The organism is Bradyrhizobium septentrionale (assembly GCF_011516645.4).
In the GTDB taxonomy this organism is placed as follows: Bacteria; Pseudomonadota; Alphaproteobacteria; order Rhizobiales; family Xanthobacteraceae; genus Bradyrhizobium; species Bradyrhizobium septentrionale.
In genome coordinates this window covers 2,675,121-2,701,336 of record NZ_CP088285.1, presented here as the reverse complement: position 1 = coordinate 2,701,336, position 26,216 = coordinate 2,675,121, and the positions used below count along the sequence as shown (strand labels likewise).

21 protein-coding genes are annotated in these 26,216 nt (G+C 65.1%); 9 read left to right on the top strand and 12 right to left on the bottom strand.

What is annotated here, in order from left to right:
- Nucleotides 1-402 precede the first annotated feature (402 nt).
- Together HAP48_RS14560 and HAP48_RS14555 are read right to left on the bottom strand one after the other, a co-directional pair.
- On the bottom strand, nt 403-2,469 hold the full coding sequence (locus HAP48_RS14560; protein WP_210292845.1) for an ABC transporter ATP-binding protein/permease: 2,067 nt from the start codon (nt 2,467-2,469) through the stop codon (nt 403-405).
- Nucleotides 2,470-3,236: 767 nt separating this feature from the next.
- Nucleotides 3,237-5,381: a hybrid sensor histidine kinase/response regulator gene (locus tag HAP48_RS14555; RefSeq protein ID WP_166213220.1), complete on the bottom strand. Its 2,145-nt coding sequence runs from the start codon at nt 5,379-5,381 to the stop codon at nt 3,237-3,239.
- Between the two features lie 333 nt (nt 5,382-5,714).
- Between HAP48_RS14555 and HAP48_RS14550 the strand changes: the two genes are divergently transcribed.
- The 3 genes from HAP48_RS14550 (at nt 5,715) to HAP48_RS14540 (ending at nt 10,737) form a co-directional block, all read left to right on the top strand.
- Entirely contained in the window at nt 5,715-6,014 is a 300-nt protein-coding gene (locus HAP48_RS14550) for a FeoA family protein (RefSeq protein ID WP_166213221.1), read from the top strand.
- Entirely contained in the window at nt 6,011-7,885 is a 1,875-nt protein-coding gene (gene feoB, locus HAP48_RS14545; RefSeq protein ID WP_166213222.1) for a ferrous iron transporter B, read from the top strand. The genes HAP48_RS14550 and feoB overlap by 4 nt, the downstream gene beginning before the upstream one ends.
- Nucleotides 7,886-7,986: 101 nt before the next feature.
- Nucleotides 7,987-10,737 carry a bifunctional acetate--CoA ligase family protein/GNAT family N-acetyltransferase gene (locus HAP48_RS14540; RefSeq protein WP_166213223.1) on the top strand — a complete coding sequence of 917 codons (2,751 nt, stop codon included), beginning with the start codon at nt 7,987-7,989 and terminating at the stop codon, nt 10,735-10,737.
- A gap of 28 nt (nt 10,738-10,765) precedes the next feature.
- Here HAP48_RS14540 and HAP48_RS14535 read toward each other — a convergent pair whose 3' ends face one another.
- The 5 genes from HAP48_RS14535 to HAP48_RS14515 form a co-directional block, all read right to left on the bottom strand.
- Nucleotides 10,766-11,551: a succinate dehydrogenase iron-sulfur subunit gene (locus HAP48_RS14535; RefSeq protein WP_166213224.1), complete on the bottom strand. Its 786-nt coding sequence runs from the start codon at nt 11,549-11,551 to the stop codon at nt 10,766-10,768.
- Between the two features lie 18 nt (nt 11,552-11,569).
- Nucleotides 11,570-13,408, bottom strand: a complete 1,839-nt coding sequence (gene sdhA, locus HAP48_RS14530; RefSeq protein WP_166213225.1) for a succinate dehydrogenase flavoprotein subunit — start codon at nt 13,406-13,408, stop codon at nt 11,570-11,572.
- 3 nt (nt 13,409-13,411) lie between these two features.
- The gene (sdhD, locus tag HAP48_RS14525; RefSeq protein WP_166216401.1) at nt 13,412-13,786 is read right to left on the bottom strand and encodes a succinate dehydrogenase, hydrophobic membrane anchor protein; all 375 of its coding nucleotides are present in this window, start codon (nt 13,784-13,786) and stop codon (nt 13,412-13,414) included.
- A 14-nt stretch (nt 13,787-13,800) separates the two neighbouring features.
- Nucleotides 13,801-14,196, bottom strand: coding sequence for a succinate dehydrogenase, cytochrome b556 subunit (sdhC, locus tag HAP48_RS14520; protein WP_166213226.1), 396 nt, complete (start codon nt 14,194-14,196; stop codon nt 13,801-13,803).
- Between the two features lie 229 nt (nt 14,197-14,425).
- Entirely contained in the window at nt 14,426-15,328 is a 903-nt protein-coding gene (locus tag HAP48_RS14515; protein ID WP_224497159.1) for a LysR family transcriptional regulator, read from the bottom strand.
- A gap of 122 nt (nt 15,329-15,450) precedes the next feature.
- On the opposite strand from HAP48_RS14515, the gene HAP48_RS14510 reads away from it, so the two are divergent.
- Together HAP48_RS14510 and HAP48_RS14505 are read left to right on the top strand one after the other, a co-directional pair.
- Nucleotides 15,451-15,714: a hypothetical protein gene (locus HAP48_RS14510; RefSeq protein WP_166213228.1), complete on the top strand. Its 264-nt coding sequence runs from the start codon at nt 15,451-15,453 to the stop codon at nt 15,712-15,714.
- Nucleotides 15,711-16,571: a sulfite exporter TauE/SafE family protein gene (locus HAP48_RS14505; RefSeq protein WP_166213229.1), complete on the top strand. Its 861-nt coding sequence runs from the start codon at nt 15,711-15,713 to the stop codon at nt 16,569-16,571. The genes HAP48_RS14510 and HAP48_RS14505 overlap by 4 nt, the downstream gene beginning before the upstream one ends.
- Before the next feature lie 190 nt (nt 16,572-16,761).
- Here the strand turns inward: HAP48_RS14505 and HAP48_RS14500 are convergent, their stop codons facing one another.
- Both HAP48_RS14500 and HAP48_RS14495 read right to left on the bottom strand, forming a co-directional pair.
- Nucleotides 16,762-17,247 (bottom strand): DUF3658 domain-containing protein, encoded by a 486-nt coding sequence (locus tag HAP48_RS14500; protein ID WP_166213230.1) that lies wholly within the window; start codon nt 17,245-17,247, stop codon nt 16,762-16,764.
- 17 nt (nt 17,248-17,264) lie between these two features.
- Nucleotides 17,265-18,791, bottom strand: coding sequence for a malonate--CoA ligase (locus tag HAP48_RS14495; RefSeq protein ID WP_166213231.1), 1,527 nt, complete (start codon nt 18,789-18,791; stop codon nt 17,265-17,267).
- A gap of 194 nt (nt 18,792-18,985) precedes the next feature.
- Between HAP48_RS14495 and HAP48_RS14490 the strand changes: the two genes are divergently transcribed.
- Nucleotides 18,986-19,747, top strand: coding sequence for an SDR family oxidoreductase (locus HAP48_RS14490; RefSeq protein ID WP_166213232.1), 762 nt, complete (start codon nt 18,986-18,988; stop codon nt 19,745-19,747).
- Between the two features lie 185 nt (nt 19,748-19,932).
- Here HAP48_RS14490 and HAP48_RS14485 read toward each other — a convergent pair whose 3' ends face one another.
- On the bottom strand, nt 19,933-21,333 hold the full coding sequence (locus HAP48_RS14485) for an MFS transporter (RefSeq protein ID WP_166213233.1): 1,401 nt from the start codon (nt 21,331-21,333) through the stop codon (nt 19,933-19,935).
- 324 nt (nt 21,334-21,657) lie between these two features.
- Between HAP48_RS14485 and HAP48_RS14480 the strand changes: the two genes are divergently transcribed.
- From HAP48_RS14480 to HAP48_RS14470, 3 genes are all read left to right on the top strand, one after another.
- Nucleotides 21,658-22,212, top strand: a complete 555-nt coding sequence (locus tag HAP48_RS14480; RefSeq protein WP_166213234.1) for a fasciclin domain-containing protein — start codon at nt 21,658-21,660, stop codon at nt 22,210-22,212.
- Between the two features lie 180 nt (nt 22,213-22,392).
- Nucleotides 22,393-23,025 carry a cytochrome b/b6 domain-containing protein gene (locus HAP48_RS14475; protein WP_166213235.1) on the top strand — a complete coding sequence of 211 codons (633 nt, stop codon included), beginning with the start codon at nt 22,393-22,395 and terminating at the stop codon, nt 23,023-23,025.
- Between the two features lie 10 nt (nt 23,026-23,035).
- Nucleotides 23,036-23,821 (top strand): molybdopterin-binding protein, encoded by a 786-nt coding sequence (locus HAP48_RS14470; RefSeq protein WP_166213236.1) that lies wholly within the window; start codon nt 23,036-23,038, stop codon nt 23,819-23,821.
- 124 nt (nt 23,822-23,945) lie between these two features.
- On the opposite strand, the gene HAP48_RS14465 is transcribed toward HAP48_RS14470, so the two are convergent.
- Nucleotides 23,946-25,121, bottom strand: coding sequence for a YbfB/YjiJ family MFS transporter (locus HAP48_RS14465; RefSeq protein ID WP_166213237.1), 1,176 nt, complete (start codon nt 25,119-25,121; stop codon nt 23,946-23,948).
- Between the two features lie 89 nt (nt 25,122-25,210).
- Nucleotides 25,211-26,074 (bottom strand): DMT family transporter, encoded by an 864-nt coding sequence (locus HAP48_RS14460; protein ID WP_166213238.1) that lies wholly within the window; start codon nt 26,072-26,074, stop codon nt 25,211-25,213.
- Nucleotides 26,075-26,216: the final 142 nt, after the last annotated feature.

Below are 26,216 nucleotides of genomic sequence, written 5' to 3'. Positions count from 1 at the left end.
CCTTCTGTGGATGCATTCTGTCGTTCCACCTCCCCTTTTCAAAGGGAGGTCGCTTTGCTCGCCAGAGCAAAGCGGGTGGGGATCTGCTCTCTCCGCGCACAGCGTGGTCTGCGGCCGACCCCCATCCCGACCTTGCCCCTTTCAGGGGGAAGGGGAAGACAAGTCCGTCGTCCGGAGCGGACGACCCTGTCCGCGGGCTCATCTACGATAGATGATTGCGAGCCTCCCTTGATGTGCGCAATTGCGTCCGCGTTCTCGCTTCACCTCCCCTTTTCAAGGGGAGGTCGCTTTGCTCGCCAGAGCAAAGCGGATGGGGATCTGGTCTCTCCGCAGATAATGTTGTCCGCGGCTGACCCCCATCCCAACCTTCCCCCTTTCGGGGGGAAGGGGAAGACAAGCCCGTTACGCCGCCTTGCCTGATGCCCGCCGTTGCCGCAGGAAGCGGCCGAGCAGCCTTCGCTTGCCCTTGCGCGGGATCAGGTCGACGTCGCTGACCAGCTTCGCCCCGCCCTTGCGGCGCTCCAGCACGATCTTGCGGCTATGAAACGCTTCCAGCTCGACGCGATGGGCGACGCTGACGATGGTCGCCTTGGGCAATTCCGTCGTCACCATCTGCATCATCTTGTCCTGGCTCTTCTCGTCGAGCGCAGATGTCGCCTCGTCGAGCACGACGATGTCGGGGTTGTGCAGCAGCAGGCGGGAAAAGGCGAGGCGCTGCTTCTCGCCGCCGGACAGCGTCTGGTCCCACGGCGCATCCTCCTCGATCTTGTCCTTGAGATGGTCGAGGCCGACCTTGTGCAAGGCGTCGCCGATCTGCTCGAGATTCCAGTCCTCGGCAGCACCGGGATAGGCCACCGCGCGCCGCAGCGTACCTGTGGGCACGTAGGGCTTTTGCGGCAGCATGAACAAGCGGCGGTCCGCATGCAGGCTGACATTGCCGCCGCCCCAGGGCCACAGCCCGGCGATGGCGCGGACCAGCGTGCTCTTGCCGGTGCCGGATTCGCCGGCGACCAGCAGCCGTTCTCCCGGCTCGATTACGACTTCGGTCTCGGCGACCACGGCGGTGCCGTCGTCGAGCGTGACCGAGAGGTCGTTGAGGCTCAGCATGGCCTCACCCTTGGTCTCCCTACGCTCGATGCGGCCGAACCCGTCGCCGGTCTCGGCGCGTTCGAGCCCGTCGAGCGACATCATCAGCGAGGCGATGCGGCGCGCGCACGCGTTCCAGTCGGCGAGCCGCGGATAATTGTCGACCAGCCAGCCGAACGCGGTCTGCACGATGCTGAAGGCGGAGGCCGCCTGCATCACCTGGCCAAGCGTCATGCTGCCGTCGAGGAATTTTGGCGCGCATAACAGCAGGGGGACCACTGGCGCGATCAGGCCCGATCCCTGCGACACCAGCGTCGTGCGCATATGCTGTCCGGCAAGCCGCGCCCATTGCCGCAACACGTTCGAGAACGTCTTGTCGATGCCGTCACGCTCTTCGGTCTCGCCGCCGAGCAGCGCGATGCTTTCGCCGTTCTCGCGCACGCGGGTCAGGACGTAGCGGAATTCGGCTTCCGCCTGGTTCTTGTCCTCGGAGATCTGCACGAAGCGGCGGCCGATCGCCGCGATCGAGCCGGACGCGATCGCGGCATAGATAATCGCGGCGATGACGAGGAAGCCCGGGATGTTAAACGACGAACCACCGAGCGTCAGGGTCAGGGCGCCGCCGATCGTCCACAGCACGACGATGAATGTGACGGCGGACAGCAACGCCGACGTCACCCCGGCGATGAAGTCGACCGGCGAGTCGGTCGCGATGCGCAGGTCCTCGGCGATGCGGTATTCCGGGTTCTTGTGATCGCCATCGACGAGGTTGAGCTGGTAGTAGCGGCCATTCGTCAGCCAGCGCGATACCACGGCGTTGGTCAGCCAGGCACGCCAGCGGCGCTGAATGCTCATGCGGCCGAACACCTGGGCGACGCCCAGGAGTACGCTGCCGATCGCGAGCGGAAAGAAGATGGTGGTCAGTTGGAAGACCGTGGCCGAATCGCGCTTCTCGATCGCATCGAAGATCGCGCGATTCCAGACATTGATGCCGTACTGAACGGCGACATTGGCGACGATGAGCAGCAAGAGGCCGATCGTGAACAGCCATGCCAGCCGGTCGCCGCTCCGGCCCCAGTAGCCGCGCGCGCTGATCCAGAACCGCGTCAGCAAATAGTCCTTGCGCGCCTGTTCGGCCTCTTCGGCCGACAGTTCTGGATCGGGTTCGACGATTTCCGGCGGAGGCGGCTCGATATGATCGCCGTCTTCGGCAATGATCTCGACGAATTCCGATTTGTCGTCAGCTTCGCCTTGCGCAGTGTCGCTGCCGTCAGCATCGCTTCGTTTCGCGCCCGGTTTCCGAGCCGAAGTGGTCTTGGCCGAAGTGGTCTTCGCCGAAGACGACCTGCGCGAAGATCCGGATTTTGCTGCAGCTTTGCCCATGCCGCGACAACGCCAGGCAAATCAAACGGTTCCTCGCGGGTTCCTGCGACCGGCCATGCGCTTCGCGAAGTGATGGAGAAGAGTGCGACAAAACAACTCGACGGGCAACTCAGCAAAACCTGTCAAGCCCGCACAACGAAAATATTTCGGTTTATCGGAATGGAAACTCGGTGTATGGTTCGCCCATCTCACCCGATCGAGGGGCGCTGCGCATCGTCACGGGTGTTGCGGTGAGATGCGGTGGACGCCGAGCGTGCGAGAGACGAAAGCATGTGAAGCGGACGGTGAAGTCGTGTGGTCCTGACGCCCCAGTGGCTGGTGTCCTCTCGCAAAACGCCGTTGTGTCTTGTGAGGGCGGTGACAAAAAAGCCAAGTCTCGCCGGGGAGAGCACGAAGTAAGCCGTAACCCATCGCGCAGGGAAAGCCGGATTGCTCCGGTTACACCTGTGGTCCTACCCCTGTGCTTTTCTTGTTGCACAGGGCCCATGGGTGCGATCGGCACCCGGCTTTCCCTGCGCCCTCTGCTCAACGAGAGGGCGGAACGAGATGCAAGACTCGGACAAATCATGTCGCGAGAGCGCGGATGCACGACCCACAAGCCGTGCCACACATTCGCCGTCGTCCCGGCGAAGGCCGGGACCCATAACCACCGATGCTGCTTGTCGCGCAACGCTGCAACGACGAGTCCCGTTCACAACACCCGCCGCGGCGTATGGGTCCCGGCCTGCGCCGGGACGACACTGTGCTTGCGATACCCGCGTCCATCATCACGACGCCGGCGCCTGGTCGCGCCGCAGCCGGCGCGAGCGCGCGGCCTTGTGCAGCACGCGCGCGAGCTGCTCGGCCGAATAGGGTTTCTGCAGCAGCTCGAAGCCGCCGCTGCCCTGCTGCGACAGCACCTGGCTGTAGCCGGAGGCGAGCACGATCGGCAGATCGAGCCCCTGCCGGCGGATCTCCCCCGCAAGTTCGATGCCGCTCATGCCGGGCATCACGACGTCGGTGAACACCAGGTCGAACCTGTCGGGGTCGACGGCAAGCTCTTCCAAGGCCTGGGTGGCGTTCTCTACCAGCACGCAGGTGCAGCCGAGCTGGGTCAGCGTGTCGGCGGCGAACTTTCCGACCTCGACATTGTCCTCGACGATCAAGACCGACGCCGCGGTCCGATCGACCGAAGGCGCATCCTCGGCGCGCAGCGATTGCGCGCGCTGCTCGCCGACGACGCGCGGCAGATACAGCGTGAACGTCGAGCCCTTGCCGACGTCGCTGGTGACAGTCACCTCGCCGCCGGATTGCTTGGCGAAGCCGAACACCTGGGACAGGCCGAGGCCGGTGCCCTGGCCGATTTCCTTGGTGGTGTAAAACGGCTCGAAGATGCGGCCGAACAGATCCTGCGGAATGCCGACGCCGGTGTCGGCCACCGACACCGCGACATGGCCGTGCGGGCTCGGCGGGTTCGCTGCTCCGGACGGCAGGCTGTTGACCGGGCGGACCGCGATCGTGAGCCGGCCGACGCCGTCCATGGCGTCGCGCGCGTTGACCGCCATGTTGATGATCGCGGTCTCGAACTGGCCGGCATCGGCGTTGACCAGGCAGGTTTCGTCCGGCACTTGCGCTGTGATCTCGATGCGCGAGCCGATCAGGGTCGCGATCATCTCGCTCAGGGTCCGCACATTCTGGCTGGCGTCGAACACCTCGGGCTTGAGGGTCTGCCGGCGCGCGAATGCGAGCAGCTGGTTGGTCAGCTTGGCCGCGCGGTTCACGGTGTTGGAGATCGCGTCGATGTAGCGCTGCCGCCGCGGCTCCGGCAGGTCCGGCCGCCGCAACATGTCGACCGAGGCGCGGATCACTGTCAGCAGATTGTTGAAATCGTGCGCGACGCCGCCGGTGAGTTGGCCGAGCGCCTCCAGCCGCTGGCCGTGCCGCAGCGCCTCCTCGGCCTCGATGCGCCGGTTGGCCTCTTCCTGCAGGCGCTGGGTTCGCCGGAAGGCGAGCGCGAGCAGGCCGAACAGCAATGCGGTGGCCGGGATCCCGAAGACGAGGTGCTGGGCCATGGTCGACATCCAGCGCGACCGGATCGCCGAGGTTTCCAGCCCGGCGCTGACATAGATCGGGTATTGGGCCAGTCGCTGATAGCGCATGCGCCGTTCGATGCCATCGGCCGGGGACTGGATCGTCATGGCGCCGGCCTCGGGATTGGCGACGATCTGCCGCCCGAGCGGCCCGCCCGGCTCGAACCTGACGTCGCGGTCGACGACGGGGAAGTGCGCCAGCACCGCGCCGTCGGTCCGGATCAGCGCCAGGAAGCTGCCGGGCTCGCGGCCGATCCGCGCATAGAAATTCACGAAATATTCCGGCAGCACGGAGGTCTGGATCACGCCGGCAAAGCTGCCGTCCTCGTTGTTGCGGCGCCGGCCGACGCCGAAGAACCGCGAACCCAGATAGGGCGGCCGCGGCGTCAGCACCTCGCCGATATAGGTGCCGATGTCGCCCTGGGCGTGAATCCGGAAGTATTCCCGGTCCGAGAAATCGATGTCGGGGGCCGGCTGCACCAGGCTGTTGACCAAGGCGCGGCCGTTGGCATCGAACACCCAGATCGATTTCACCTGGGGAAGCGCCTCGGCGACCTTGCGCAGTCGCTGGTGCAGGTCCTTGTCGCGCGCGACGATGTCGCCATCGCCCATGCCGCGGATAACTTCGGTAACCTCGGCCAGGCTGCGGTCGATGGTCTCGAACACCTTGAGCGCGTGCTCATGGGCGACATCAAGCGTGCGCTGGATTTCCTGGTCGGCGGCCTCGTTGATCGAGATCCAGGACATCGCGGAGGCGAACGCGAACAGCGCCAGCGGAAGGGCCAGCGCGGCGGCCATCATCCATTGCAGCAGTCTCAGCGAATTGCGTTGTGCAGTCGGCACGGGCGCTCCGGCTCCTTGCGGACCTTAACGCAAACCGTTGCGCCGGAGGAAGCGAAACCCCGCCTTGGCGGTGTGGCCTTGGGATGTGGCGCCGGGGCGCTTTCGCCGTGGTGCAGCGCCGGCCAAGGCGGATCGATCAATCGGGCGCCGGCTTGCGTTCGGGGCGGCGCCGGGCCGATGCCGCGCGGTGACATCACGGACCCGTTAGCGCCTCGTCGGCAGTCAAGCGGAAAATCGACCCGGATGACGCTTCCCGGCGCTGTTTTTAGGAGTTCTAAAACCTCTCACGGGCAAACGCTTGACCCTGTGACTACCTGCTGAAACACAGGCCGCATGACAGGCGATCCAAACAGCTCCCAGGTTAATCTCCAGGACAGTTTTCAGGACATCCGGCTCGGACATGCGGATCGCGGTTTTGTCGGAAAGATCATCAGGCTCGATGCGCTCGTGACGGGCTCATCGCTGTCTCCGCAGGAGCTGGAGCAGCGCCTGGTCGAGATGGGTTTTGTCGAGGGCGCGCGCGTGGAAATCCTGCATGAGGGCACGATCCGACGGGATCCGATCGCGGTGCGCGTCGACAACATCACGATCGCGCTGCGTCGGAGCGAAGCCATGGCTGTGATCGTCGAATGACCGCTGCATCCCTGCGTCTGGCGCTGGTCGGTGCCCCGAACACCGGCAAGACCTCGCTGTTCAACCGGTTGACCGGCAGCAGCCAGAAGGTCGCCAATTATCCCGGCGTCACCGTCGAGCGCAAATCCGGCGGCTTCGTCACGCCGGAGGGCCGCAGCGTCACCGTGCTCGACCTGCCCGGCACCTATTCGCTGCGCGGCCGCAGCCCGGACGAGGAAATCACCCGCGACATCGTGCTCGGCCGCTTCGACGGCGAGGCGGTGCCCGATCTCGTGCTCTGCGTCGCAGACGCCACCAACCTGCGGCTGACCTTGCGGCTCGTGCTCGAGCTGAAGCGCGTCGGCCGGCCGATGATGCTCGTGCTCAACATGATCGACATCGCGAAGCGCCGCGGCGTCACGATCGACATCGATCGCATGTCGCAGGAGCTGGGGCTCCCGATCGTGACCTCGGTCGCGGTGCGCAAGGGCGGCGTCGACGAGCTCCTGAAGCGGACCGACGAATTCCTGGCCCGGTCGCATGAGGCGGCGGCCAGCGAGTGGACCACGCCGACCATCGCCGACCTCAAGGCGGCGCAGCGCGAGGCGGACCGCATCATCGCCGCCGCCGTGACGCTGCCGGCCAAGCCCGACACGCTGACGACGCGGATCGATTCCGTCGTGCTGCATCCGGTCTGGGGTCTCGTGATCCTTGCCGTGATCCTGTTCGTGATGTTCCAAGCGGTGTTCACCTGGGCCCAGCCGGCGATGGAATTGCTGTCGGACAGTTTTGCCGCGCTCGGGCAATTGATTCACGGCGTGCTGCCCGAAAGCTGGGGGCTGCTGCAGAGCTTCCTGCAGAACGGTGTGATCTCCGGCGTCGGCAGCGTGATCGTGTTCCTGCCGCAGATCATCATCATCTTCCTGTTCATCCTGCTCCTGGAAGATTTCGGCTACATGGCGCGCGCCGCGTTCCTGATGGACCGCATCATGGGCGGCGCCGGGCTGCATGGCCGCGCTTTCATTCCGTTGCTGTCGAGCTTTGCCTGCGCGATTCCCGGCATCATGGCGACGCGGGTGATCGACAACAGGCGCGACCGCCTGACCACGATCCTGATTGCGCCGCTGATGACCTGCTCGGCGCGGATTCCGGTCTACACGCTGATCATCTCCGCCTTCGTTCCGTCGACCACGGTGTGGGGTTTCGTCAATCTGCAGGGGCTCGTGATGTTCGGCCTCTATGCCGCCGGCATCACCAGCGCGCTGACGGTCTCGGCGATCGCGAAGTTCTTGATGTGGCGCGACCATGCGCCGGCGCCGTTCATGCTGGAATTGCCCGACTACAAGGTGCCGCGGCTGCGTAGCATCGCGATCGGGGTGTTCACCCGCGCCAAGATGTTCCTGTACCGCGCCGGCACCACGATTCTCTCGATGATGGTGCTGATCTGGTTCTTGGCATCGTTCCCGCAGGCGCCGGCCGGCGCCGAGGGGCCGGCGATCAACTACAGCTTTGCGGCGATGATCGGCCATGCACTCGAGCCGCTGCTGCGGCCGATCGGCTTCAACTGGCAGATCGCGGTGGCGCTGATCCCGGGCATGGCGGCGCGCGAGGTCGCGGTTGCGGCGCTCGGCACCGTCTATTCGATCGAGGGCGGCAAGGAGGCGGCCGACCAGATCGGCCAGGTGCTGGCGCAGAAATGGACGCTGGCCACCGCGCTGTCGCTGCTGGTCTGGTACATCTTCGCCCCGCAATGCGCCTCGACGCTGGCGGTGATCCGCCGCGAGACCGGCAGCGCGAAGTGGATGGTGGTGACGTTCATCTACATGCTCGCGCTGGCCTATGTTGCGAGCTTCCTGACCTTTAACCTGGCGCAGGCGCTGGGGCTGCACTAACGGGACCGTCCGGCTCAATGGGTGCAACTGGTCGAATGACGAAGTAGAGTTCATTCGCGGGCGCGCTACCGGCGTCCGCTTGTTCCCTGCGAGACCACGCAATGTCGACGTTCGGCCTGGAGCGGGTATTTTCGCCGCGAAGCATCGCGATCGTCGGCGGCAGCTCGCGACCGTCGTCGCTCGGCGCGGCGGTGCTGCGAAACGTCAAGGCGAGCGGCTTCACCGGCCGCGTCGGGGTGGTCAATCGGCAGTATGCCGATGTCGACGGCGAGCCGACCGTTCCGGATCTGAAGTCGCTGCCGTTCGTGCCGGACCTCGTCGTCATCAGTGCGCCGGCGGCAGCGGTCCCGGAGATCGTGGCGGAGGCTGGCCTCGCCGGCGTCGCCGGTGCGGCGATCCTGTCGGCCGGTCTCGGTCACGGCGCGGGCTCGCTCGCGGAGACCGCGGAGCAGACGGCGCGGCGGCATGGCATGCGCCTGATCGGGCCCAATTGCATGGGCATCATGGTGCCGCATGCGAAGCTCAATGCGAGCTTCGCCGCGCATCAGCCGTCCGACGGGCACGTCGCCCTGATCTCGCAGTCCGGCGCGGTCGCGGCGGCGATGATCGAGTGGGCGGCGGAGCGGCGGCTCGGCTTCTCCGGCATCGCCTCGATCGGCGACCAGCTCGATGTCGACGTCGCCGACCTGCTCGATTATTTCGCGCTCGACGATCATACCAGCGCGATCCTGATCTACCTCGAGGCCGTCAAGGATGCGCGCAAGTTCATGTCGGCGGCGCGCGCCGCGGCGCGGCTGAAGCCGGTCATCGTCGTCAAGTCGGGACGGATGGCGCCGGGCGCGAAGGCCGCCGCGACCCACACCGGCGCGCTGGCCGGCTCGGACGCGATCTACGACGCCGCGTTCCGCCGCGCCGGCATGCTGCGGGTCTACGACCTTCGCCAGCTGTTCGATTGCGCCGAGTTGCTCGGCCGCGGGTTCGTCCCGCGCGGCAACCGGCTGGCGATCCTGACCAATGGCGGCGGGCTCGGCATTCTCGCGACCGACCGGCTGGCCGAGCTCGGCGGCGTTCCCGCGACATTGACGGCGGAGACGATTGAACGGCTCGACAAGGAGTTGCCGCCGGGCTGGTCGCGCGCCAATCCCGTCGACATCGCCGGCGATGCGGATGCCGCCCGCTACGTGGTGGCGCTCAATGCGCTGCTCGATGACGCCAACAGCGATGCGGTGCTGGTCGCGAATGTGGAAATGGCGGTGGCGCCTGCCGAGGGGATTGCCGAGGCCGTGGCGCAATGCGTTCGCGATCGCAGGTCGAAGCGGAGTGCAGTGGCGGCCCTGGTGCTCGCGGCGTGGGTCGGCGCCGACGAGCGCACCGGCGCGATCTTCGAGGCGGCGAGGATTCCGCATTTCCCGACCGAGGACGATGCGGTGCGCGCCTTCATGTATCTGGTGCGCTATCGCGAGGCCTCTACCGCGCTCGCCGCGATCCCGCCGGGTATCGCATCGGTGTTCATGCCGGAGACCGCCGCGGCGCGGCATGTGGTCGTGAAAGCATTGTCGGAGGGGCGCGCCTGGCTCGATCCGCCCGAGATCGTCGCCCTGTTCGAGGCCTACGATATCCCGATCGTGACGACCATCGTCGCCGAGAGTGCCGAGGATGCCGCCGAGAAGGCGGCGCCGTTCCTCGCCGAGGGGCGCGCGATCGTGGTCAGGGTGTTCTCGCGCGACATTCGCCACGCCTCCGACGTCGGTGGGATCATCCTCGATCTGCGCACCAGGGACAGCGTCGTCGAGGCCGCCAGAACCGTGATGGAGCGCGCACGAAGCGCGCGGCCCGGCGCGAAGCTGCAGGGCGTGACGATCCAGCCGATGATCGTGCGACGCGCGGCGCGCGAACTGATCCTCGGCATCGCCGACGATCCGACCTTCGGTCCGGTGATCGTGTTCGGCCGCGGCGGCTCCGCGGTCGAGGTGATCAACGACAAGGCGCTGGCGCTGCCGCCGCTCGACATGAATCTGGCGCGTGAGCTGGTCGGACGCACCCGCGTCTCGCGGCTGCTCGGCGGCTATCGCGATGTGCCGGCCGTTCCGGTCGGTGTGGTGCCGCTCACCCTCGTCAAGCTGGCGCAGATGGCGGCCGACATTCCCGAGGTCGCCGAACTCGATATCAATCCGATGCTCGCCGACGAGAGCGGCGTGCTCGCGCTCGATGCGCGGGTGGCGATCCGCAAGCCGGCGCTGCTGTTTGCCGGCCAGACCCGGCTCGCGGTGCGGCCCTATCCGTCGCAATGGGAGGGCGAGCTTGCGTTACGCGACGGCTCGCGCGTCACGGTGCGCCCGATGCGGCCGGAGGACGAGCCGATGGTCGGCGAGTTCTTCAAGCGCGTGACCGCCGAAGACCTCCGGCTGCGCTTCTTCCACGCGATGAAGGAATTCTCGCACGCATTCATCGCGCGCCTGACCCAGCTCGATTATGCGCGCGCGATGGCCTTCGTGGCGCTGGACCCGAACACCGGCAAGATGATGGGCGCGGTCCGGCTGCATTCGGACTCGCTGTACCAGAACGCTGAATACGCGATCCTGCTGCAGTCCGATCTCAAGGGCAAAGGGCTTGGCTGGGCGCTGATGCAGCTCTTGATCCACTACGCGAAGGCGGAGGGATTGAAGCGGCTGTCCGGGCAGGTGCTGACCGAGAACACCACGATGATCGGGATGTGCCGCGATCTCGGCTTCACCGTCACGATGGATCCGGACGATCACAGCATCGTCGATGTCGTGCTCGATCTCGATCGGCCTGGCGTCGATGCCGTCGGCGCTGACATCCTGATCCGGACCGCTGCGGCCGGCCGCTGATAACAGCGCCGGCCGCGGCCGTGTCGGATCAGATCTGGCGTTCGACCAGCTTGAACTTGAGCTCGGCGATCGCTTCGGAAGGGTTGAGGCCTTTCGGGCACGCCTTGGCGCAGTTCATGATGGTGTGGCAGCGATAGAGCCGGAACGGATCCTCGAGATTGTCGAGCCGCTCGCCGGTCGCCTCGTCGCGGGAGTCGGTGACCCAGCGTGTCGCCTGCAGCAGTGCGGCGGGGCCGAGGAAGCGTTCGCTGTTCCACCAGTAGCTCGGGCAGGAGGTCGAGCAGCAGGCGCACAGGATGCACTCGTAGAGGCCGTCGAGCTTCTCGCGGTCCTCGTGGCTCTGCCTCCACTCCTTCTGCGGCGTCGGCGTCGTGGTCTTCAGCCACGGCTCGATCGAGGCATACTGGGCGTAGAAATTGGTGAGGTCGGGAACGAGGTCCTTCACCACCGGCTGGTGCGGCAGCGGATTGACCTTGACCGCGCCGCCAGCGCCGACGTCGTGCATCGACTTGGTGCAGGCCAGCGTGTTCTGGCCGTCGATGTTCATCGCGCAGGAGCCGCAGACGCCTTCGCGGCAGGAGCGGCGGAAGGTCAGCGTCGGGTCGATGTGGTTCTTGATCCAGATCAGACCGTCCAGCACCATCGGGCCGCAATCATGGGTGTCGACATAATAAGTGTCGACGCTCGGATTCTTGCCGTCGTCCGGATTCCAGCGGTAGACGCGGAATTCGCGCGTCTCGGTGGCGCCTGAAGGCTTCGGCCAGGTCTTGCCGCCGGAAATCTTCGAATTCTTCGGAAGTGCGAATTCAACCATGCTTGCTCGCCTTCGTTCTCAGTAGACCCGCGCCTTCGGCGGGATGTACTGCACGTCGTTGGTCATCGTGTAGTCGTGGACGGGACGATAATCGATCGCCGTCTTGCCGGCCGGATCGATCCAGGTCAGCGTGTGCTTCATCCAGTTCTTGTCGTCGCGCGCGGAGAAATCCTCGCGAGCATGCGCGCCGCGGCTCTCGGTGCGGTTGGCCGCCGAATCCATCGTCACGATCGCCTGCACGATCAGATTGTCGAATTCCAGCGTCTCGATCAGGTCGGAATTCCACACCAGCGAGCGGTCCGAAACCGAGATGTCGCCGACGCCGCCATAGACCTTGTGGATCAGGTTCTGGCCTTCCTGCAGCACGTCGCCGGTGCGGAACACCGCGCAATTGTTCTGCATCACATGCTGCATGCTGTCGCGCAGCTTGGCGGTCGGCGTGCCGCCGGAGGCATGACGGAAGTGGTCGAGCCGGCCGAGCGCGAGGTCGGACGAATCCTTCGGCAGCTCCGGCTGCTTGGCGTTCGCCGTCAGCTTGTCGGCAAGGCGCAGCGCGGCAGCGCGGCCGAACACCACGAGGTCGATCAGCGAGTTGGAGCCGAGGCGGTTGGCGCCGTGCACCGAAACGCAGGCGGCTTCACCGATCGCCATCAGGCCCGGCACCACCGAATTGTCGTCGCCGTTGCGCTTGGTCAGCACCTCGGCGTGATAGTTCGTGGCAATGCCGCCCATGTTGTAGTGCACGGTCGGCACGATCGGAATCGGCTCGCGGGTGACGTCGACATTGGCGAAGATCTTCGCCGATTCGGAGATGCCCGGCAGCCGCTCATGCAGCACCTTCGGATCGAGGTGATCGAGGTGCAGGAAGATGTGATCCTTCTTCTTGCCGACGCCGCGGCCTTCGCGGATCTCGATCGTCATCGCGCGCGAGACGACGTCGCGCGAGGCGAGGTCCTTGGCCGACGGCGCGTAGCGCTCCATGAAGCGCTCACCTTCGGAGTTGACGAGATAGCCGCCTTCGCCGCGCGCGCCCTCGGTGACGAGGCAGCCCGAGCCGTAGATGCCGGTCGGATGGAACTGGACGAACTCCATGTCCTGCAGCGGCAGGCCGGCACGCAGCACCATGCCGCCGCCGTCGCCGGTGCAGGTGTGCGCCGAGGTGCAGGAGGCGTAAGCGCGGCCATAGCCGCCGGTCGCCAGGATCGTGGTCTGGGCGCGGAAGCGATGCAGCGTGCCGTCGTCGAGCTTGAGCGCGATGACGCCGCGGCAGACGCCCTGGTCGTCCATGATCAGGTCGATGGCGAAGAATTCGATGAAGAACTCGGCCGAGTGGCGCAGCGACTGGCCGTACATCGTGTGCAGCATGGCGTGACCGGTGCGGTCGGCGGCGGCGCAGGTGCGCTGCGCCTGGCTCTTGCCGAAGTCGATGGTCATGCCGCCGAACGGACGCTGATAGATCTTGCCGTCCTCGGTGCGCGAGAACGGCACGCCCCAATGCTCGAGTTCGTAGACCGCGTCGGGCGCGTTGCGCACCATGTATTCGATCGCGTCCTGGTCGCCGAGCCAGTCCGACCCCTTCACGGTGTCGTACATGTGCCAGCGCCAGTCGTCCTGGTGCATGTTGCCGAGCGAGGCCGAGATGCCGCCCTGCGCCGCAACGGTGTGCGAGCGGGTCGGGAACACCTTGGTGATGCAGGCGGTGCGCAGGCCCGCTTCCGAGCAGCCGACCACGGCGCGCAGGCCCGCGCCGCCGGCGCCGACCACGACGACGTCGTAGGTGTGGTCCTGGATCGGGTAGGCCTTGCCGTTCGTGGCCGGGCCACCGTTGGTGGCCTTGCCGTTTCCTTCACCGGCCATGGGTTATACTCCCGACGACAATTTGAGGATTGCGTAGATCGAGGCCAATGCGACCGCGACGCAGAAGAAGTTGTTCGCCATCACGCTGGCGATCTTCAGCTTCTCGTTGTGGATGTAGTCTTCGATCACGACCTGCATGCCGATCTTCATGTGCCAGGTGCTGGCAATGATGAAGAGCAGCAGGATGATGGCGATCGGGATCGAGCCGAGGATCTGCGCCGCGCCGGCATGGTTGCGGCCGGTCAGCATGATCACCACCACGATCACGGGAACGATCAGCAGCGTCATCGCAACTGCGGTGAGGCGCTGGCGCCAGAAGTCGCCGGTGCCGGTATGCGCGGACCCGAGACCGCGGACGCGCTCCAGCGGCGTGCGCATCGAGGAACGGCCGCTCATCGTCCACCTCCGATGGCGTAGACAGTCCAGATCAGGACGGTCAGCGCAACGCCGGCAACCAGCGCACCCCAGGTCAGCGCTTCGCGCTCATTGGCCTTGAAGCCGTAGCCGAGATCCCAGACGAAATGCCGGATGCCGCTGCACAGATGGTGCATCAGCGCCCACGTGTAGCCGAACACGATCAGCTTGCCGATCACACTGCCGGTGAAGGCCTGGACATTGGCGTAGGCGGAGGGGCCGGAGGCGGCTGCGATCAGCCACCAGGCGAGCAGCAGGGTGCCGAAATAGAGTGCCACACCTGTGGCGCGGTGGACGATGGACAGCGCCATCGTCAGCGTCCACCGGTAGGTCTGCAAATGGGGTGAAAGCGGTCGTTCGATCCTGGCGGTCATCGGCGGGCTTTATGGTGTGAGGGACCGCGGCCGGCCCATCGGGGAACGCGGTAGAGGTGTTCTATTTACGGAGTCGGATCAGCCCGCGCAACGGCCAATTAGCCTTCGGTCGAACCGAAGTTCATTGTTAGACTTGCCGAATTCTGGTTGATCCGCAGTGTGGTATACCAGATGCAAGGCCTGATGAACTAAGAAGTGAATCTTGATATCTGCGTGTGGCCAGGCGCGATTAACTGCGCGCTGACGGGCTCCGGAACGCGTCGATTTTGCCCCACTGTTCCACCAGATAATCGACGAATGCCCTGATCTTAGGCGATGCCAGGCGCGACGGCTGAAGCATCAGATGCAGCGGCGTCGGCGCCGGCTCATGGTCGATCAGCAGCCGTTGCAGGCGGCCGCTCGCGAGATCGGACTGCACTTGCCACGACGGCACGCGGACGATGCCCGCACCATCCCGCGCCGCACCAACCAGCGCGTCGAGGCTATTCATCCAGAGCCGACCGGATATGCGGAATTTGCGACCCGTCTTCGAGCCATCAGCAAAGCGCCACTCCGCGCTTCCAGGCGAATCGGAAAACACCAGGCAGTCATGACCTGCAAGATCGCCCGGCGTCCGCGGCTCGCCGCGCCGCGCCAGATAGTCCGGCGATGCGCACACGATCATCTGGAGATCGGTGAGCTTGCGCGTGACCAGCTGCGAATCGCGCAAGCGGCCGATGCGAATGGCCAGATGGATGTCTTCCTCGACCATGTCGACGGCGCGGTCGATCAACAGCAGGTCGACGGCAACAGCGGGATAACGGCGCAGAAACTCGCTCAGCAGCGGCGCGATCACGAGCCGCCCGATCAGGCTCGGTGAGCTGATCCGAATCCGACCCGATGGCTGGTGCGGGTCGCGCGCCAGCGTCGCCTCGATCTCCCTGACTTCGCCGAGAATCAATTTCGCGCGCTCGTAGAGGATGCGGCCGTCATCGGTGAGTGCGAGCTGACGCGTGGTGCGCAGCAGCAGGCGGGTGCCGAAATGCTCTTCCAGGGCGCTGATCTGGCGGCTCACCGCGGTCAGCGAGCTCGGCAGCGAGCGCGCCGCCGCCGACAGGCTGCCGGTATCGACCGCGCGGACAAAGGCCGCCATCGCCGCTAGCTGGTCCAAGCCCGATCCTTCCGTATTTCGCAAGAGAGTTTGCTCATTTCGAGCAAAACTCCCGTATTTGAGAAGGGTCTAGTCTGCCCGCTCCCCGATTCGAGGAGCGCGACATGGCCTCAACTTCCCTCCATCCGAATTCCCTCGGACGCCGCAGAACCGCCGGCCGCGCCAGTGCCGACGATCCGGCCATCCTGCTTGTTTTCTCGTGCGCCGGCCTGCTAGTCGACGTCCTGGCGTTGCTGATGCAGGGCGCAACGCCTTCAAACCCACTCCGCTTTGCTTTGATTGCGGCGGCTGCTCCGTTGGCAGCGTTGGTCACGTTGTGGCTGGCCGACCGCACTGACGCGAACGTCTCCCGACGACGGGAAGGGTGATGGCCGGCCTCGATCCGAAAGAACTGCTCGAGCTTGCACTGCTGCTGATCGCGGTCGGAGCGCTGTCCGGCTTTCTCGCCGGGCTGTTCGGCATCGGCGGCGGCGCGATCCTGGTGCCGGTGTTCTACGAATGCTTTCGCCTCGCCGGCGTGCCGCTCGAGGTGCGGATGCCGCTGTGCATCGGAACCTCGCTCGCGATCATCATCCCGACCTCGCTGAGTTCGTTCCGCGCGCACTACCGCAGGGGGGCCGTCGACATGGAGATATTGAAGCGCTGGTGGCTGCCGATCGTGATCGGCGTCGCCGCCGGCAGCGTCACCGCGCGCTTTGCGCCGGAGCGGCTGTTCAAGATCGTGTTCGTGATGGTGGCGTGGTCGGCGGCCGCGCGATTGCTGCTGGCGCGCGAGACCTGGAAGTTCGGCGACGATGTGCCGAAAGGATTTTTGATGCGGGTCTATGGGTTCTTCGTCGGCCTGCTGTCGACGCTAATGGGCATCGGCGGCGGCCTGTTCGCGAACCTGCTGATGACCTTCTACGGCCGGCCGATCCACCAGGCGGTCGCGACGTCGTCCGCGCTCGCGGTGCTGATCTCGATTCCCGGCGCACTCGGTTACGTCTATGCCGGCTGGCCCGCCGCCGCGCGCTTTCCCGACGTCGCAGCGCTGCAATTGCCGTTCGCGCTGGGTTACGTCTCGCTGATCGGCGCGCTCTTGGTGATGCCGACCACGCTGATCACCGCGCCGCTCGGCGTCAAGGTTGCCCACGCGCTGTCGAAGCGCGCGCTGGAGGTGGCGTTCGGGGCCTATCTCTTCATCGTCGGTGGACGGTTCGTGATCAGCCTGGTGGGCGGCGCATAACCTCCCCTTGAAAAGGGGAGGTCGCTTTGCTCGCAGAGCAAAGCGGGTGGGGATATTCTCTCGCCGCGCATGCAGCGTCGCCTGCGGCTGACCCCCATCCCGACCTTCCCCCTTTCAGGGGGATGGGGAAGACAGACCGCCTCCGGATTGCGCTAGGCTCCAACCGGGCTACGATATCTGATCTACAGGGCTAGTCCTTCAATCGGATCATGCTATTGCCCCAGTATCGCAGATCGCCCTGGCTCTCAAAGTGGCCCGCACTTGCCAATGCCTGAATCCGGGCAGCGATCGTTTCGCTGTTGATCGCTAGCCCGATGTCTGTGCACTCCACAAATGCCTGACCCACAATCATCATCATCTTCCGCCATTGTCGCTCCATGACAGAGAAGATGATCCGGTCGAGTTCGGTAACCGACACAGACCGGCTTAGCGAAACCTCGTCCCATGTGAGCGTGCTGCTGATCCGCGGGGGCTTGGGCCGCGGCTTCAGCTCCGGATGCTGGTCATAGATGTCGAACAGTTTCCCGTATACGATTGCGCAGGCCTTGGTCAGATGCTCCAACAAGGCGTCGCATTCGACCTTGTCGATTCCCTTCGTGGCGATGACCGCACGATCGAGTGCTCGGCCTACGTTGCGCAAGCGTTTCTTTAATTCGGCCGCCCGCTCTCGATCCATGCCAAAGGCCTCGTGACCTACGCCTTGTAAATATCCTTATACGTATCGCGCAAAATGTTTTTCTGCACCTTGCCCATCGCATTGCGCGGCAGTTCGTCGACGACGAAGACGCGCTTGGGCATTTTGAATTTGGCGAGCCGCCCGTCGAGCGCTTTCAGCACCGAGGCTTCGCTGATGTCGGCGCCCTTGCTGCAGACCAGCACGGCGGTGACGCCTTCGCCGAAATCGGCGTGCGGCACGCCGATCACGGCGGATTCGATCACGCCGGGCATGGCGTCGATCTCGCTCTCGATCTCCTTCGGATAGACGTTGAAGCCGCCGGAGATCACGAGATCCTTGCCGCGGCCGAGGATGTGGACGTAGCCCTTGCCGTCGATCTTGCCGAGATCGCCGGTGATGAAGAAGCCGTCGGGCCGGAATTCGGCTTTTGTCTTTTCCGGCATCCGCCAGTAGCCCTTGAATACGTTCGGGCCTTTCACCTCGATCATGCCGATGGTCTCCGGCGCGAGCTGCTTGCCGGACTCGGGATCGGTCACCCGCACCGAGACGCCGGGCAGCGCGAAGCCGACCGCGCCGGGCACGCGCTCGCCGTCATAGGGATTGCTGGTGTTCATGTTGGTTTCGGTCATGCCGTAGCGCTCGAGCACGGCATGGCCGGTGCGCTCCGACCATTCGCGATGGGTGTCAGCGAGCAGCGGCGCGGAGCCCGAGATGAACAGCCGCATATGCTTCGTCGCGTCCTTGTTCAGGCCGGGATTCTGCAACAGGCGGGTGTAGAAGGTCGGCACGCCCATCATCACGGTCGCGCGCGCCATCAGCTTGATGATCAGGTCCGGATCGAACTTCGGCAGGAAGATCATCGAGGCGCGCGAGAACAGCGTCACGTTGCTCGCCACGAACAGGCCGTGGGTATGATAGATCGGCAGCGCGTGGATCAGCACGTCGTTGTCGGTGAAGCGCCAGTAGTCGACCAGCGAGTAGGAGTTCGACGCCAGATTGTCGTGCGACAGCATCGCGCCCTTGGAACGGCCGGTGGTGCCTGACGTGTAGAGGATCGCGGCGAGATCGTCATTGCCGCGCGGCACGGTGGTGAATTCCTTACGAGCCTTGTCGGCGGCCTCGGTCAGCGAGCCCTTGCCGCTCGGATCGAGCGTCTCGACCTTGGCGCCCACCTTGGCGGCGATCGCCGTGATGCCTTCCAGCTTGGAGGGATCGCAGACCACCAGCGCCGGCTCGGCATCGGTGATGAAGTATTCGAGCTCGTTCAGCGTATAGGCGGTATTGAGCGGCAGATAGACGCCGCCGGCGCGCACGGTGGCGAGATAGAGCACCAGAGCCGGGACCGATTTCTCGGTCTGCGCCGCGACGCGGTCGCCCGGCTTGACGCCGCGCTCAACCAGCACATTCGCCATCTGGCCGGCCCGCGCGATCAGATCGCCATAGGAGATGCGGCTGCCGTCGAACTGCTCGATCGCGAGCCGGTTGGGGTCGTCGAGGCCGTCGAACAGGCGGGAAAACAGGTTGGCGTTGGTGGTCGTGTTCATGCAAACATTCCCCGAGGGGCGAAAGAGCCGGAAAGGCTAGTGCCGCCGATTTGAAGTTCCTAGCCAGGCGCCGCGAGTCCTACTAGGAACTTCAAATCGATAAGCGGCACTAGATTAATTAGATTACTTCGGAAGCGGGGCACTAGCGCTGGATTAGCAAAAACGCCCTTCGGAAAGCAACGGAGACAGTTTGCATGACAAATAATGGGAAACGCGTGGCCTGGGTCACCGGCGGCGGCACCGGAATCGGCGAATCCGGGGCGGAATTCCTGGCTGCGGACGGCTGGACGGTGGTGGTCTCCGGCCGCCGCGAGGAAGAGCTCGACCGCGTGGTGGCCAGCATCACGACCAAGGGCGGCAAGGCCGAGGCGATCCCGCTCGACGTCAGCAACAAGGCCGACGTCAACAAGGCGGCCGAGACCATCGTCGCAAAGCACGGCCGCATCGATCTCCTGGTCAACAGCGCCGGCATCAATGTGCCGAAGCGCAGCTGGGCCGACATGGAGCTGGAAGGCTGGGACAAGCTGGTCGAGATCAACCTCAACGGCGTGCTCTATTGCATGCGCGCGGTGCTGCCGACGATGCGCAAGCAGCAGGACGGCTGCATCATCAACGTCGCCTCCTGGGCCGGCCGCCACGTCTCGAAAATGCCGGGCCCGGCCTACACCACGACCAAGCACGCGGTGCTGGCGCTGACCCATTCCTTCAACATGGACGAATGCGTCAACGGCCTGCGCGCCTGCTGCCTGTCGCCGGGCGAGGTCGCAACGCCGATCCTGAAGCAGCGGCCGGTGGTTCCGAGCGAAGCCGAGCAGGCCAAGATGCTGCAGCCGGAAGATTGCGGCCGCACCATCGCCTTCGTCGCCAGCATGCCTGCGCGGGTCTGCATGAACGAGATCCTGATCAGCCCGACGCATAACCGCGGATTTATTCAGACGCCGGCGAACAGGGATTAAACTCAACTCCCTCAACGGGTCGTCCCTGCCAAGTGCGCAATTGCGCACGGGAGCAGGGACCCATAACCACAGGGTCGGATTGTTGGGCGCGCTGTGGCTCCAGCGACACCTGATAACGGCCATTCGTGGTTATGGGTCCCGGCTCGCGCTTCGCTTGGCCGGGACGACGGCGTGGACGGTCTACGTCACTCGATGATCTCGTTCAGCTCCTTGCCGGAATGCTCGGGCACCCACAGGAAGACACCGACCGCCATCGCGATCATCAGCACGGGAATACAGAGGAACGCCAGCGCGAACGAGCCGGTGTGCTGCTGGAGCGCGATGGACACGAACGGGAACAGCACGAAGCCGACGAAATAGGCGATCGCCCATACCACGCCGTTGGCGGCGCCGCGGATGCGGGTCGGGAAGATTTCCGCAGTCAAGGTCGTGCTCGGTCCCCAGAAGCCGAGGAAGCCGAGGCACCAGAGCAGCCCGAACGTCCAGAGCAGGACGCGGTCCTCGGAATAGACCCAGAGCGTCATGAAGATCGCACCCTCGATCAAGGTGATGATGAAGGCGCGCCGGCGGCCGATCTTGTCGATCAGCCAGCCGACCAGGCACAGTCCGAGGAAGCCGCAAAGGCCGTAGAACACGTAGAACAGGCTGTATTCCGTCGTCGACCAATGCTTCTCGGTCGATAGATACAGCGGCATCCAGGCGCCGACCGTGCCGTAGATGCAGGTACTGGCGCAGGCCACGAACAGCGCAACCAGTGTTGCGGGCAGCACGTCGGGCAAGAACACCTGGCGGATGCCGACCGATTTGGCCTTGCCGAACCAGGCGCCATCGTCGGCGCTGACCGTGCCGCCGCGCGCCAGCGTCTCCGAGATGCGCCGCTTGCGATCCTGCGCGCGCACCCAATAGGGCGATTCCGGGCAGGTGGAGCGGATATAGATCGCGAGCAGCGCGATCACGCCGGGCACCATGACTGCGACACGCCAGCCGAAATTGGCGGCGACCAGTCCGGTGATGGCGCCGGCGAGCGTGGCACCGAGGCACCAGGCCGATCGCGTGATGGTGATCACCCGCCCGCGCAGCCGGGCCGGCCAGGTCTCGGCCACAAGCATCGAGCCGAGCGACCATTCGCCGTTGAGCGCGAAGAACAGGAACGAGCGCGCGATCACGAAGACCGTAAAGGTCGGCGACAGCGCCGCGACCGGCATCAACAGCGAGAACAGCGCGATGTTGACGGCGAGCAGCGTGCGCCGGCCAAACCGGTCGGCCAGCCATGGCCAGAAATAGAGGCCGGCGATGCCGACGAACAGCGCGATCTGCATGCCGGAGCGATATTCCGGCAGGCTCAGCGAAAATTCCTTGATCACCATCGGGGAGACCAGCGCGAAGATCACGCCGTCCATGCCGTCAAAGCCCCAGCCGAGTGCGTTGGCGGTGGCGATGTGCCAATGCGTTTTCGTCACCTCCGTGCCGCCGGCGACCGCGCGGTAATTGGCGTATTGCAGGTGCTTCTGCTCGAGTGGGCCGATGTCGCTGCTGGCCTCGTTCGCCGCAGGCGCGGCGTGGCCATCAGCCGTGATGCTGCTCATGATTGGTCCCCCCACTGCCGCCTGCTGCGACGTTGCGCCACAATCTCAGGCTGAACCAACCGACGAGCGGCGGCAAGCGAATTGCTCGCGGCAGCGCACCCGTCCATTCCGCTGAATGGAATGGTCGACGGAACGGACGGAGCGCCGTGCGTACGCAGCGCGAGCCCACCGGTTTCAGGAATCACAAAGAATTATTTCCGGAAACCGCCGGGAAAACCTGCCGTAGCTCGGCCAACGACGACGCAGACACCGAACAACACGCGCCGTTGTCCATCATCGCCGGCGATGCCTCGCCGGTCGGATATCTCATCGGGAGACGAAACCATGTCGAAGCGTATTGCCTATCTCACTGCCGCCGCCTTCAGCGCGCTTGCGATCACCGCCACTGTCGTGGCCCCGGTCCGCGCCGAGGAAAAGACCGTGATGGTCGGCGGCGCCGCGATGTTCCCGTCCAAGAACATCGTCCAGAACGCCGTCAATTCGAAGGACCACACCACCCTCGTCGCCGCGGTGAAGGCCGCGGGCCTGGTCAGCACGCTGGAAAGCAAGGGCCCGTTCACGGTGTTCGCGCCGACCAACGCCGCGTTCGGCAAGCTGCCGGCCGGAACCGTCGACAACCTCGTCAAGCCGGAGAACAAGGCGACGCTGACCAAGATCCTCACCTACCATGTGGTGCCCGGCAAGCTCGAGGCCTCCGACCTCACCGACGGCAAGAAGCTGAAGACCGCCGAGGGCGAGGAACTCACCGTGAAGAAGCAGGACGGCAAGGTCTGGATCGTCGATGCCAAGGGCGGCACCTCGATGGTGACGATTTCCAACGTCAACCAGTCGAACGGCGTCATCCATGTGGTCGACACCGTGCTGATGCCGGCGACGTAACACCTGGCGGCCCGATTTAGTCCCCGAACGCCCCACGAAACAGCGAGCCGGAGCCTCGCCCCGGCTCGCATTTTTGTGACCAGATGGGGCGGCCTATATCAAACTGATAAGGCGCGATCCCGTAACGGAACGCCGGTTCCCGGCGTATAACCCGGTAACGACCACGAGCAGAGATATGCCATGACGAGCCTTGCCGTCAGCGACCACCAGGCAGAGACCGCAACGCCGGCGAAGGTGATCCAGCCGGTCTGGGTGCGGATGGTGCACTGGATCAACGCATTCGCGATGATCCTGATGATCATGTCCGGCTGGCAGATCTACAACGCCTCGCCGCTGTTCGGCTTCACCTTCTCGCGGAGCATCACGCTCGGCGGCTGGCTCGGCGGCGCGCTGCTCTGGCACTTCGCCGCGATGTGGCTGTTGATGGTCAACGGCCTGGTCTATCTGACGCTCGGCTTCGCCACCGGCCGCTTCCGCAAGAAGCTGCTGCCGATCACCCCCGGCGGCGTGATCTCCGATACCAAGGCGGCGCTGACCTTCAAGCTGTCGCATGACGATCTCAGCAAGTACAATTCGGTGCAGAAGCTGCTCTATACCGGCATCATCATCGTCGGCGTCGTCATCGTGCTGTCCGGCCTGTCGATCTGGAAGCCGGTGCAATTGCACTGGCTGGTGACGCTGTTCGGCGGCTATGACTTCGCCCGTTATGTTCATTTCACCTGCATGGCGCTGATCGTCGCCTTCCTGGTGATCCATGTCGCGCTCGCACTGCTGGTGCCGAAGAGCCTGCGCGCCATGATCATCGGTCGTTAGGGAGAGTGTCATGGGTCGCTTGCGCAAACTCCTGATCCCCGGTGTCGACAAGAAGCTGCTGGTGCGCGACGCGGTGAAGACGATGCCGGAGCTGACGCGCCGCCGTTTCATCACGGCGGGGACCAGCCTCGGCGCGCTGACCCTGCTGACCGGCTGCGACGTGGTCGATTCGTCGTCCGCGGAAGAACTGCTGAAGAGGGTCTCGAAGTTCAACGACGCGGTGCAGGCCTGGATGTTCAATCCGGATGCGCTGGCGCCGACCTATCCCGAGAGCATGATCACCAAGCCGTTCCCGTTCAATGCCTATTATGATCTCGACGATGCGCCCGAGGTCGCGGGCGCGGACTGGAAGCTCGAGGTGCGCGGCCTGGTCGACAACAAGAAGTCGTGGACGCTGGACGAATTGTACAAGCTGCCGCAGGTCAAGCAGGTGACGCGGCATATCTGCGTCGAGGGCTGGAGCGCGATCGGCAGCTGGACCGGCACGCCGCTGCGCGATTTCCTCAAGATCATCGGCGCCGACACGCGCGCCAAATATGTCTGGTTCCAGTGCGCCGACAAGGACGGCTACAATTCACCTTTGGACATGCGCACGGCGCTGCATCCGCAGACCCAGATGACCTTCAAATTCGGCGACGAGATCCTGCCGCGCGCCTACGGCTTCCCGATGAAGATCCGGGTGCCCACAAAACTCGGCTTCAAGAACCCGAAATACGTGCTGTCGATGGAAGTCACCAACGACTACAAGGGCGGCTACTGGGAAGACCAGGGCTACAATTCGTTCAGCGGGAGCTGACGCTCTCCCCTCGTCATTCCGGGGCTCGCGAAGCGAGAGCCCGGAATCCATTGTGACACAGACTGTGTGGCCAAATGGATTCCGGGCCTGCGCCTTGCGGCGCATCCCGGAATGACAGATTGCCTTACGGCCCCACCTTCCGCTGAAACGCCGACAGCAGCGCGCCGAGCGCGAGCATCGCGGCCGAGACATTCAATGCAAATGACAGGCTGCCGACGGCATCCGTGATCGCGCCGACCACGATCGGCCCGAGCGTCTGGCCGATGCCGAAGGCGATGGTCATCGCCGCGATCGCGGTCGGCCAGGCCTCTGGCGGGTAGTTGAAGCGCACGAAGGCGGTGGTCGACCCCACCACCGCGAAGAAGGCGACGCCGAACACCAGCGCGGAAATCGCAAGCAGCAGCGGCGAATGCCCGAAAATCGGTAGAGCCGCGCCGAGCGCGTTGACGCCGAGGATGATGGTGGTGGCGATCCCGCCGCGGTCGAGCGCCAGCACCCGCCGCCAGAACCAGGGCGTCACGAACGCGCTGACGCCGATCAGGCTCCAGAACGCGCTCTGGGCGACCGCGCCGCCGCCGCCATCGCGGACATAGGCGATCATGAAGGTCATGTAGGCGATGTAGCCGGCGCCGAACAGGAAATAGGCGGCAAGATAGATCAGCACCGGCATGATGGCGAATTTGGTCCGCACGATGCCGGCGGCTGCATTGCCATGGAATGGCGCAAGCAGCAGCGGCACGGTCATGATCGCCGAGAGCAGGGTCATCGCCCACCACACAATCCACCATGAGCCCGCGCCAAAGCCCTGCAGCACGAAGGGCGCGATCAGGCCGGATGCCAGGATGCCGACGCCCGGCCCGGCATAGAACAGGCTGAGCAGGAAGTTCGCGCGCTCCGGTCGCGATTGCGCAATCGTCGCCGCGAGTGCGCCGCCGCCGACAAAGCCGATTGCGGCGGCGAAGCCGACCAGCAGGCGGGCAAAGCTCAGCACGACGAAATTGCCCGAGAGGGCGCAGAGCGCCAGCGACAGCGCGCAGGCCACCGTCGACCAGCGTACCGATGTGGCAAGCCCGAAGCGCTGGATCAGGCGCGAGGCGAACAGCGCGCCGACCAGATAGCCGGCGGCATTGATCGTGTTCATGAAGCCGGCGGCCGAATAGGACCAGGCCAGCGAGTCGCGCATGTCGGGCAGCACCAGCGAATAGGCAAAGCGGCCGATGCCGAGACCGACCGTCGGTGCGAGCGACAGAATCAGGATCAGCCGCGCGGGATGCGGATAGGACGGGGCGGGGGCTCTCACAATTCACTCCGGCAATGCGGCCATTGTGGCAGGCCGCAGCGGCGCTGCCCAGCGCCGGAGGCCGCAACACTGTCGTGCGCATCGGGCAATCAGGCGATCAGGACCAGCGCGACGCCGATCACGGTGAGCAGGGTTCCGGCGACGATCCGCGCGGTGATCTCGACATGTTTGAGCAGCATTGCGCTCAGCGCCACGGTGACCAGCGGATAGATCGCAGCAAGCGGCGCCACCAGCGTGATCGGGCCGTTGCGGACCGCGGCGAACAGGCTGAGTGCGCTGAGCCCGTTGCTGATCCCGGTCAATGCGAACCAGAACCGGCCCTCGCGCGGGGCCTGCACCACGAAGCTGCCCTTGCGGATCCGCTGCACGGTCAGCACCACCAGCGAGGACATGATGTAGCCGATCAGGCAGGCCCAGAGCGGGCTCGGCCAGATCGCAAGCCCGAGCTTGGCAATCGGGGGCACGATGCCGCGCACCAGGGCGCTGGCGAGCGGCAGCAGCAGCGCCCAGCTGCGCCAATGGCCGAGGTCGCGCGGCCGGGTCACGGTGATGACAGCCGCGCCCGCCACCGCGACGACGAGGCCGGCGAGCTGCTGAGGCTCGATCGGCTCGTGCAGCAGCACCACGGCGGCGGTGACCGCAAACAGCGGCGCCAGATTGCCCAATGTCGAGGTGATGACCGGCCCGAGCGCCCGGTTCGACGCGAAGGTCAGGAGCGTCAGCGACGCCGGGAAGAACAGGCCGATCGCCATGAAGATCGGCAGGCCGCGCCACACCACCGGCTCGCCATGCAGGATCAGCGGCGACATCAGCAGGAACAGCAAAGTGAAGGACGGCACGCTGATTGCGGCGCCCGACAGCGGCTCGACGGTGCGCAAGCCAAGCTGCGCCAGCACAACGCCTGCGCCGAGGAAAATGGCGGAGGCGAAGGCGTAGACGATGGCTGCCGTCATGAGGTCCGTCTTGTTGGCTTCTTGGGGCGCGGTTGGCTCTGTGGGGCCATTTTGGCCCTGTCCGAGGCGCCTTGCCAATCCGCTCAGGGCGTTTTAGCACTCCGCCCGGATTTCCCCGCTCGTCATGCCCGGGCTTGACCCG

Excerpts from the sequence above, each read along its gene's own strand:
- HAP48_RS14560 (WP_210292845.1), bottom strand. The coding sequence starts at position 2,469 with ATGGGCAAAGCTGCAGCAAAATCCGGATCTTCGCGCAGGTCGTCTTCG.
- HAP48_RS14550 (WP_166213221.1), top strand. The coding sequence starts at position 5,715 with ATGACAGGCGATCCAAACAGCTCCCAGGTTAATCTCCAGGACAGTTTT.
- feoB (WP_166213222.1), top strand. The coding sequence starts at position 6,011 with ATGACCGCTGCATCCCTGCGTCTGGCGCTGGTCGGTGCCCCGAACACC.
- HAP48_RS14540 (WP_166213223.1), top strand. The coding sequence starts at position 7,987 with ATGTCGACGTTCGGCCTGGAGCGGGTATTTTCGCCGCGAAGCATCGCG.
- HAP48_RS14535 (WP_166213224.1), bottom strand. The coding sequence starts at position 11,551 with ATGGTTGAATTCGCACTTCCGAAGAATTCGAAGATTTCCGGCGGCAAG.
- sdhA (WP_166213225.1), bottom strand. The coding sequence starts at position 13,408 with ATGGCCGGTGAAGGAAACGGCAAGGCCACCAACGGTGGCCCGGCCACG.
- sdhD (WP_166216401.1), bottom strand. The coding sequence starts at position 13,786 with ATGCGCACGCCGCTGGAGCGCGTCCGCGGTCTCGGGTCCGCGCATACC.
- sdhC (WP_166213226.1), bottom strand. The coding sequence starts at position 14,196 with ATGACCGCCAGGATCGAACGACCGCTTTCACCCCATTTGCAGACCTAC.
- HAP48_RS14515 (WP_224497159.1), bottom strand. The coding sequence starts at position 15,328 with ATGGCGGCCTTTGTCCGCGCGGTCGATACCGGCAGCCTGTCGGCGGCG.
- HAP48_RS14510 (WP_166213228.1), top strand. The coding sequence starts at position 15,451 with ATGGCCTCAACTTCCCTCCATCCGAATTCCCTCGGACGCCGCAGAACC.
- HAP48_RS14500 (WP_166213230.1), bottom strand. The coding sequence starts at position 17,247 with ATGGATCGAGAGCGGGCGGCCGAATTAAAGAAACGCTTGCGCAACGTA.
- HAP48_RS14495 (WP_166213231.1), bottom strand. The coding sequence starts at position 18,791 with ATGAACACGACCACCAACGCCAACCTGTTTTCCCGCCTGTTCGACGGC.
- HAP48_RS14490 (WP_166213232.1), top strand. The coding sequence starts at position 18,986 with ATGACAAATAATGGGAAACGCGTGGCCTGGGTCACCGGCGGCGGCACC.
- HAP48_RS14485 (WP_166213233.1), bottom strand. The coding sequence starts at position 21,333 with ATGAGCAGCATCACGGCTGATGGCCACGCCGCGCCTGCGGCGAACGAG.
- HAP48_RS14480 (WP_166213234.1), top strand. The coding sequence starts at position 21,658 with ATGTCGAAGCGTATTGCCTATCTCACTGCCGCCGCCTTCAGCGCGCTT.
- HAP48_RS14475 (WP_166213235.1), top strand. The coding sequence starts at position 22,393 with ATGACGAGCCTTGCCGTCAGCGACCACCAGGCAGAGACCGCAACGCCG.
- HAP48_RS14470 (WP_166213236.1), top strand. The coding sequence starts at position 23,036 with ATGGGTCGCTTGCGCAAACTCCTGATCCCCGGTGTCGACAAGAAGCTG.
- HAP48_RS14460 (WP_166213238.1), bottom strand. The coding sequence starts at position 26,074 with ATGACGGCAGCCATCGTCTACGCCTTCGCCTCCGCCATTTTCCTCGGC.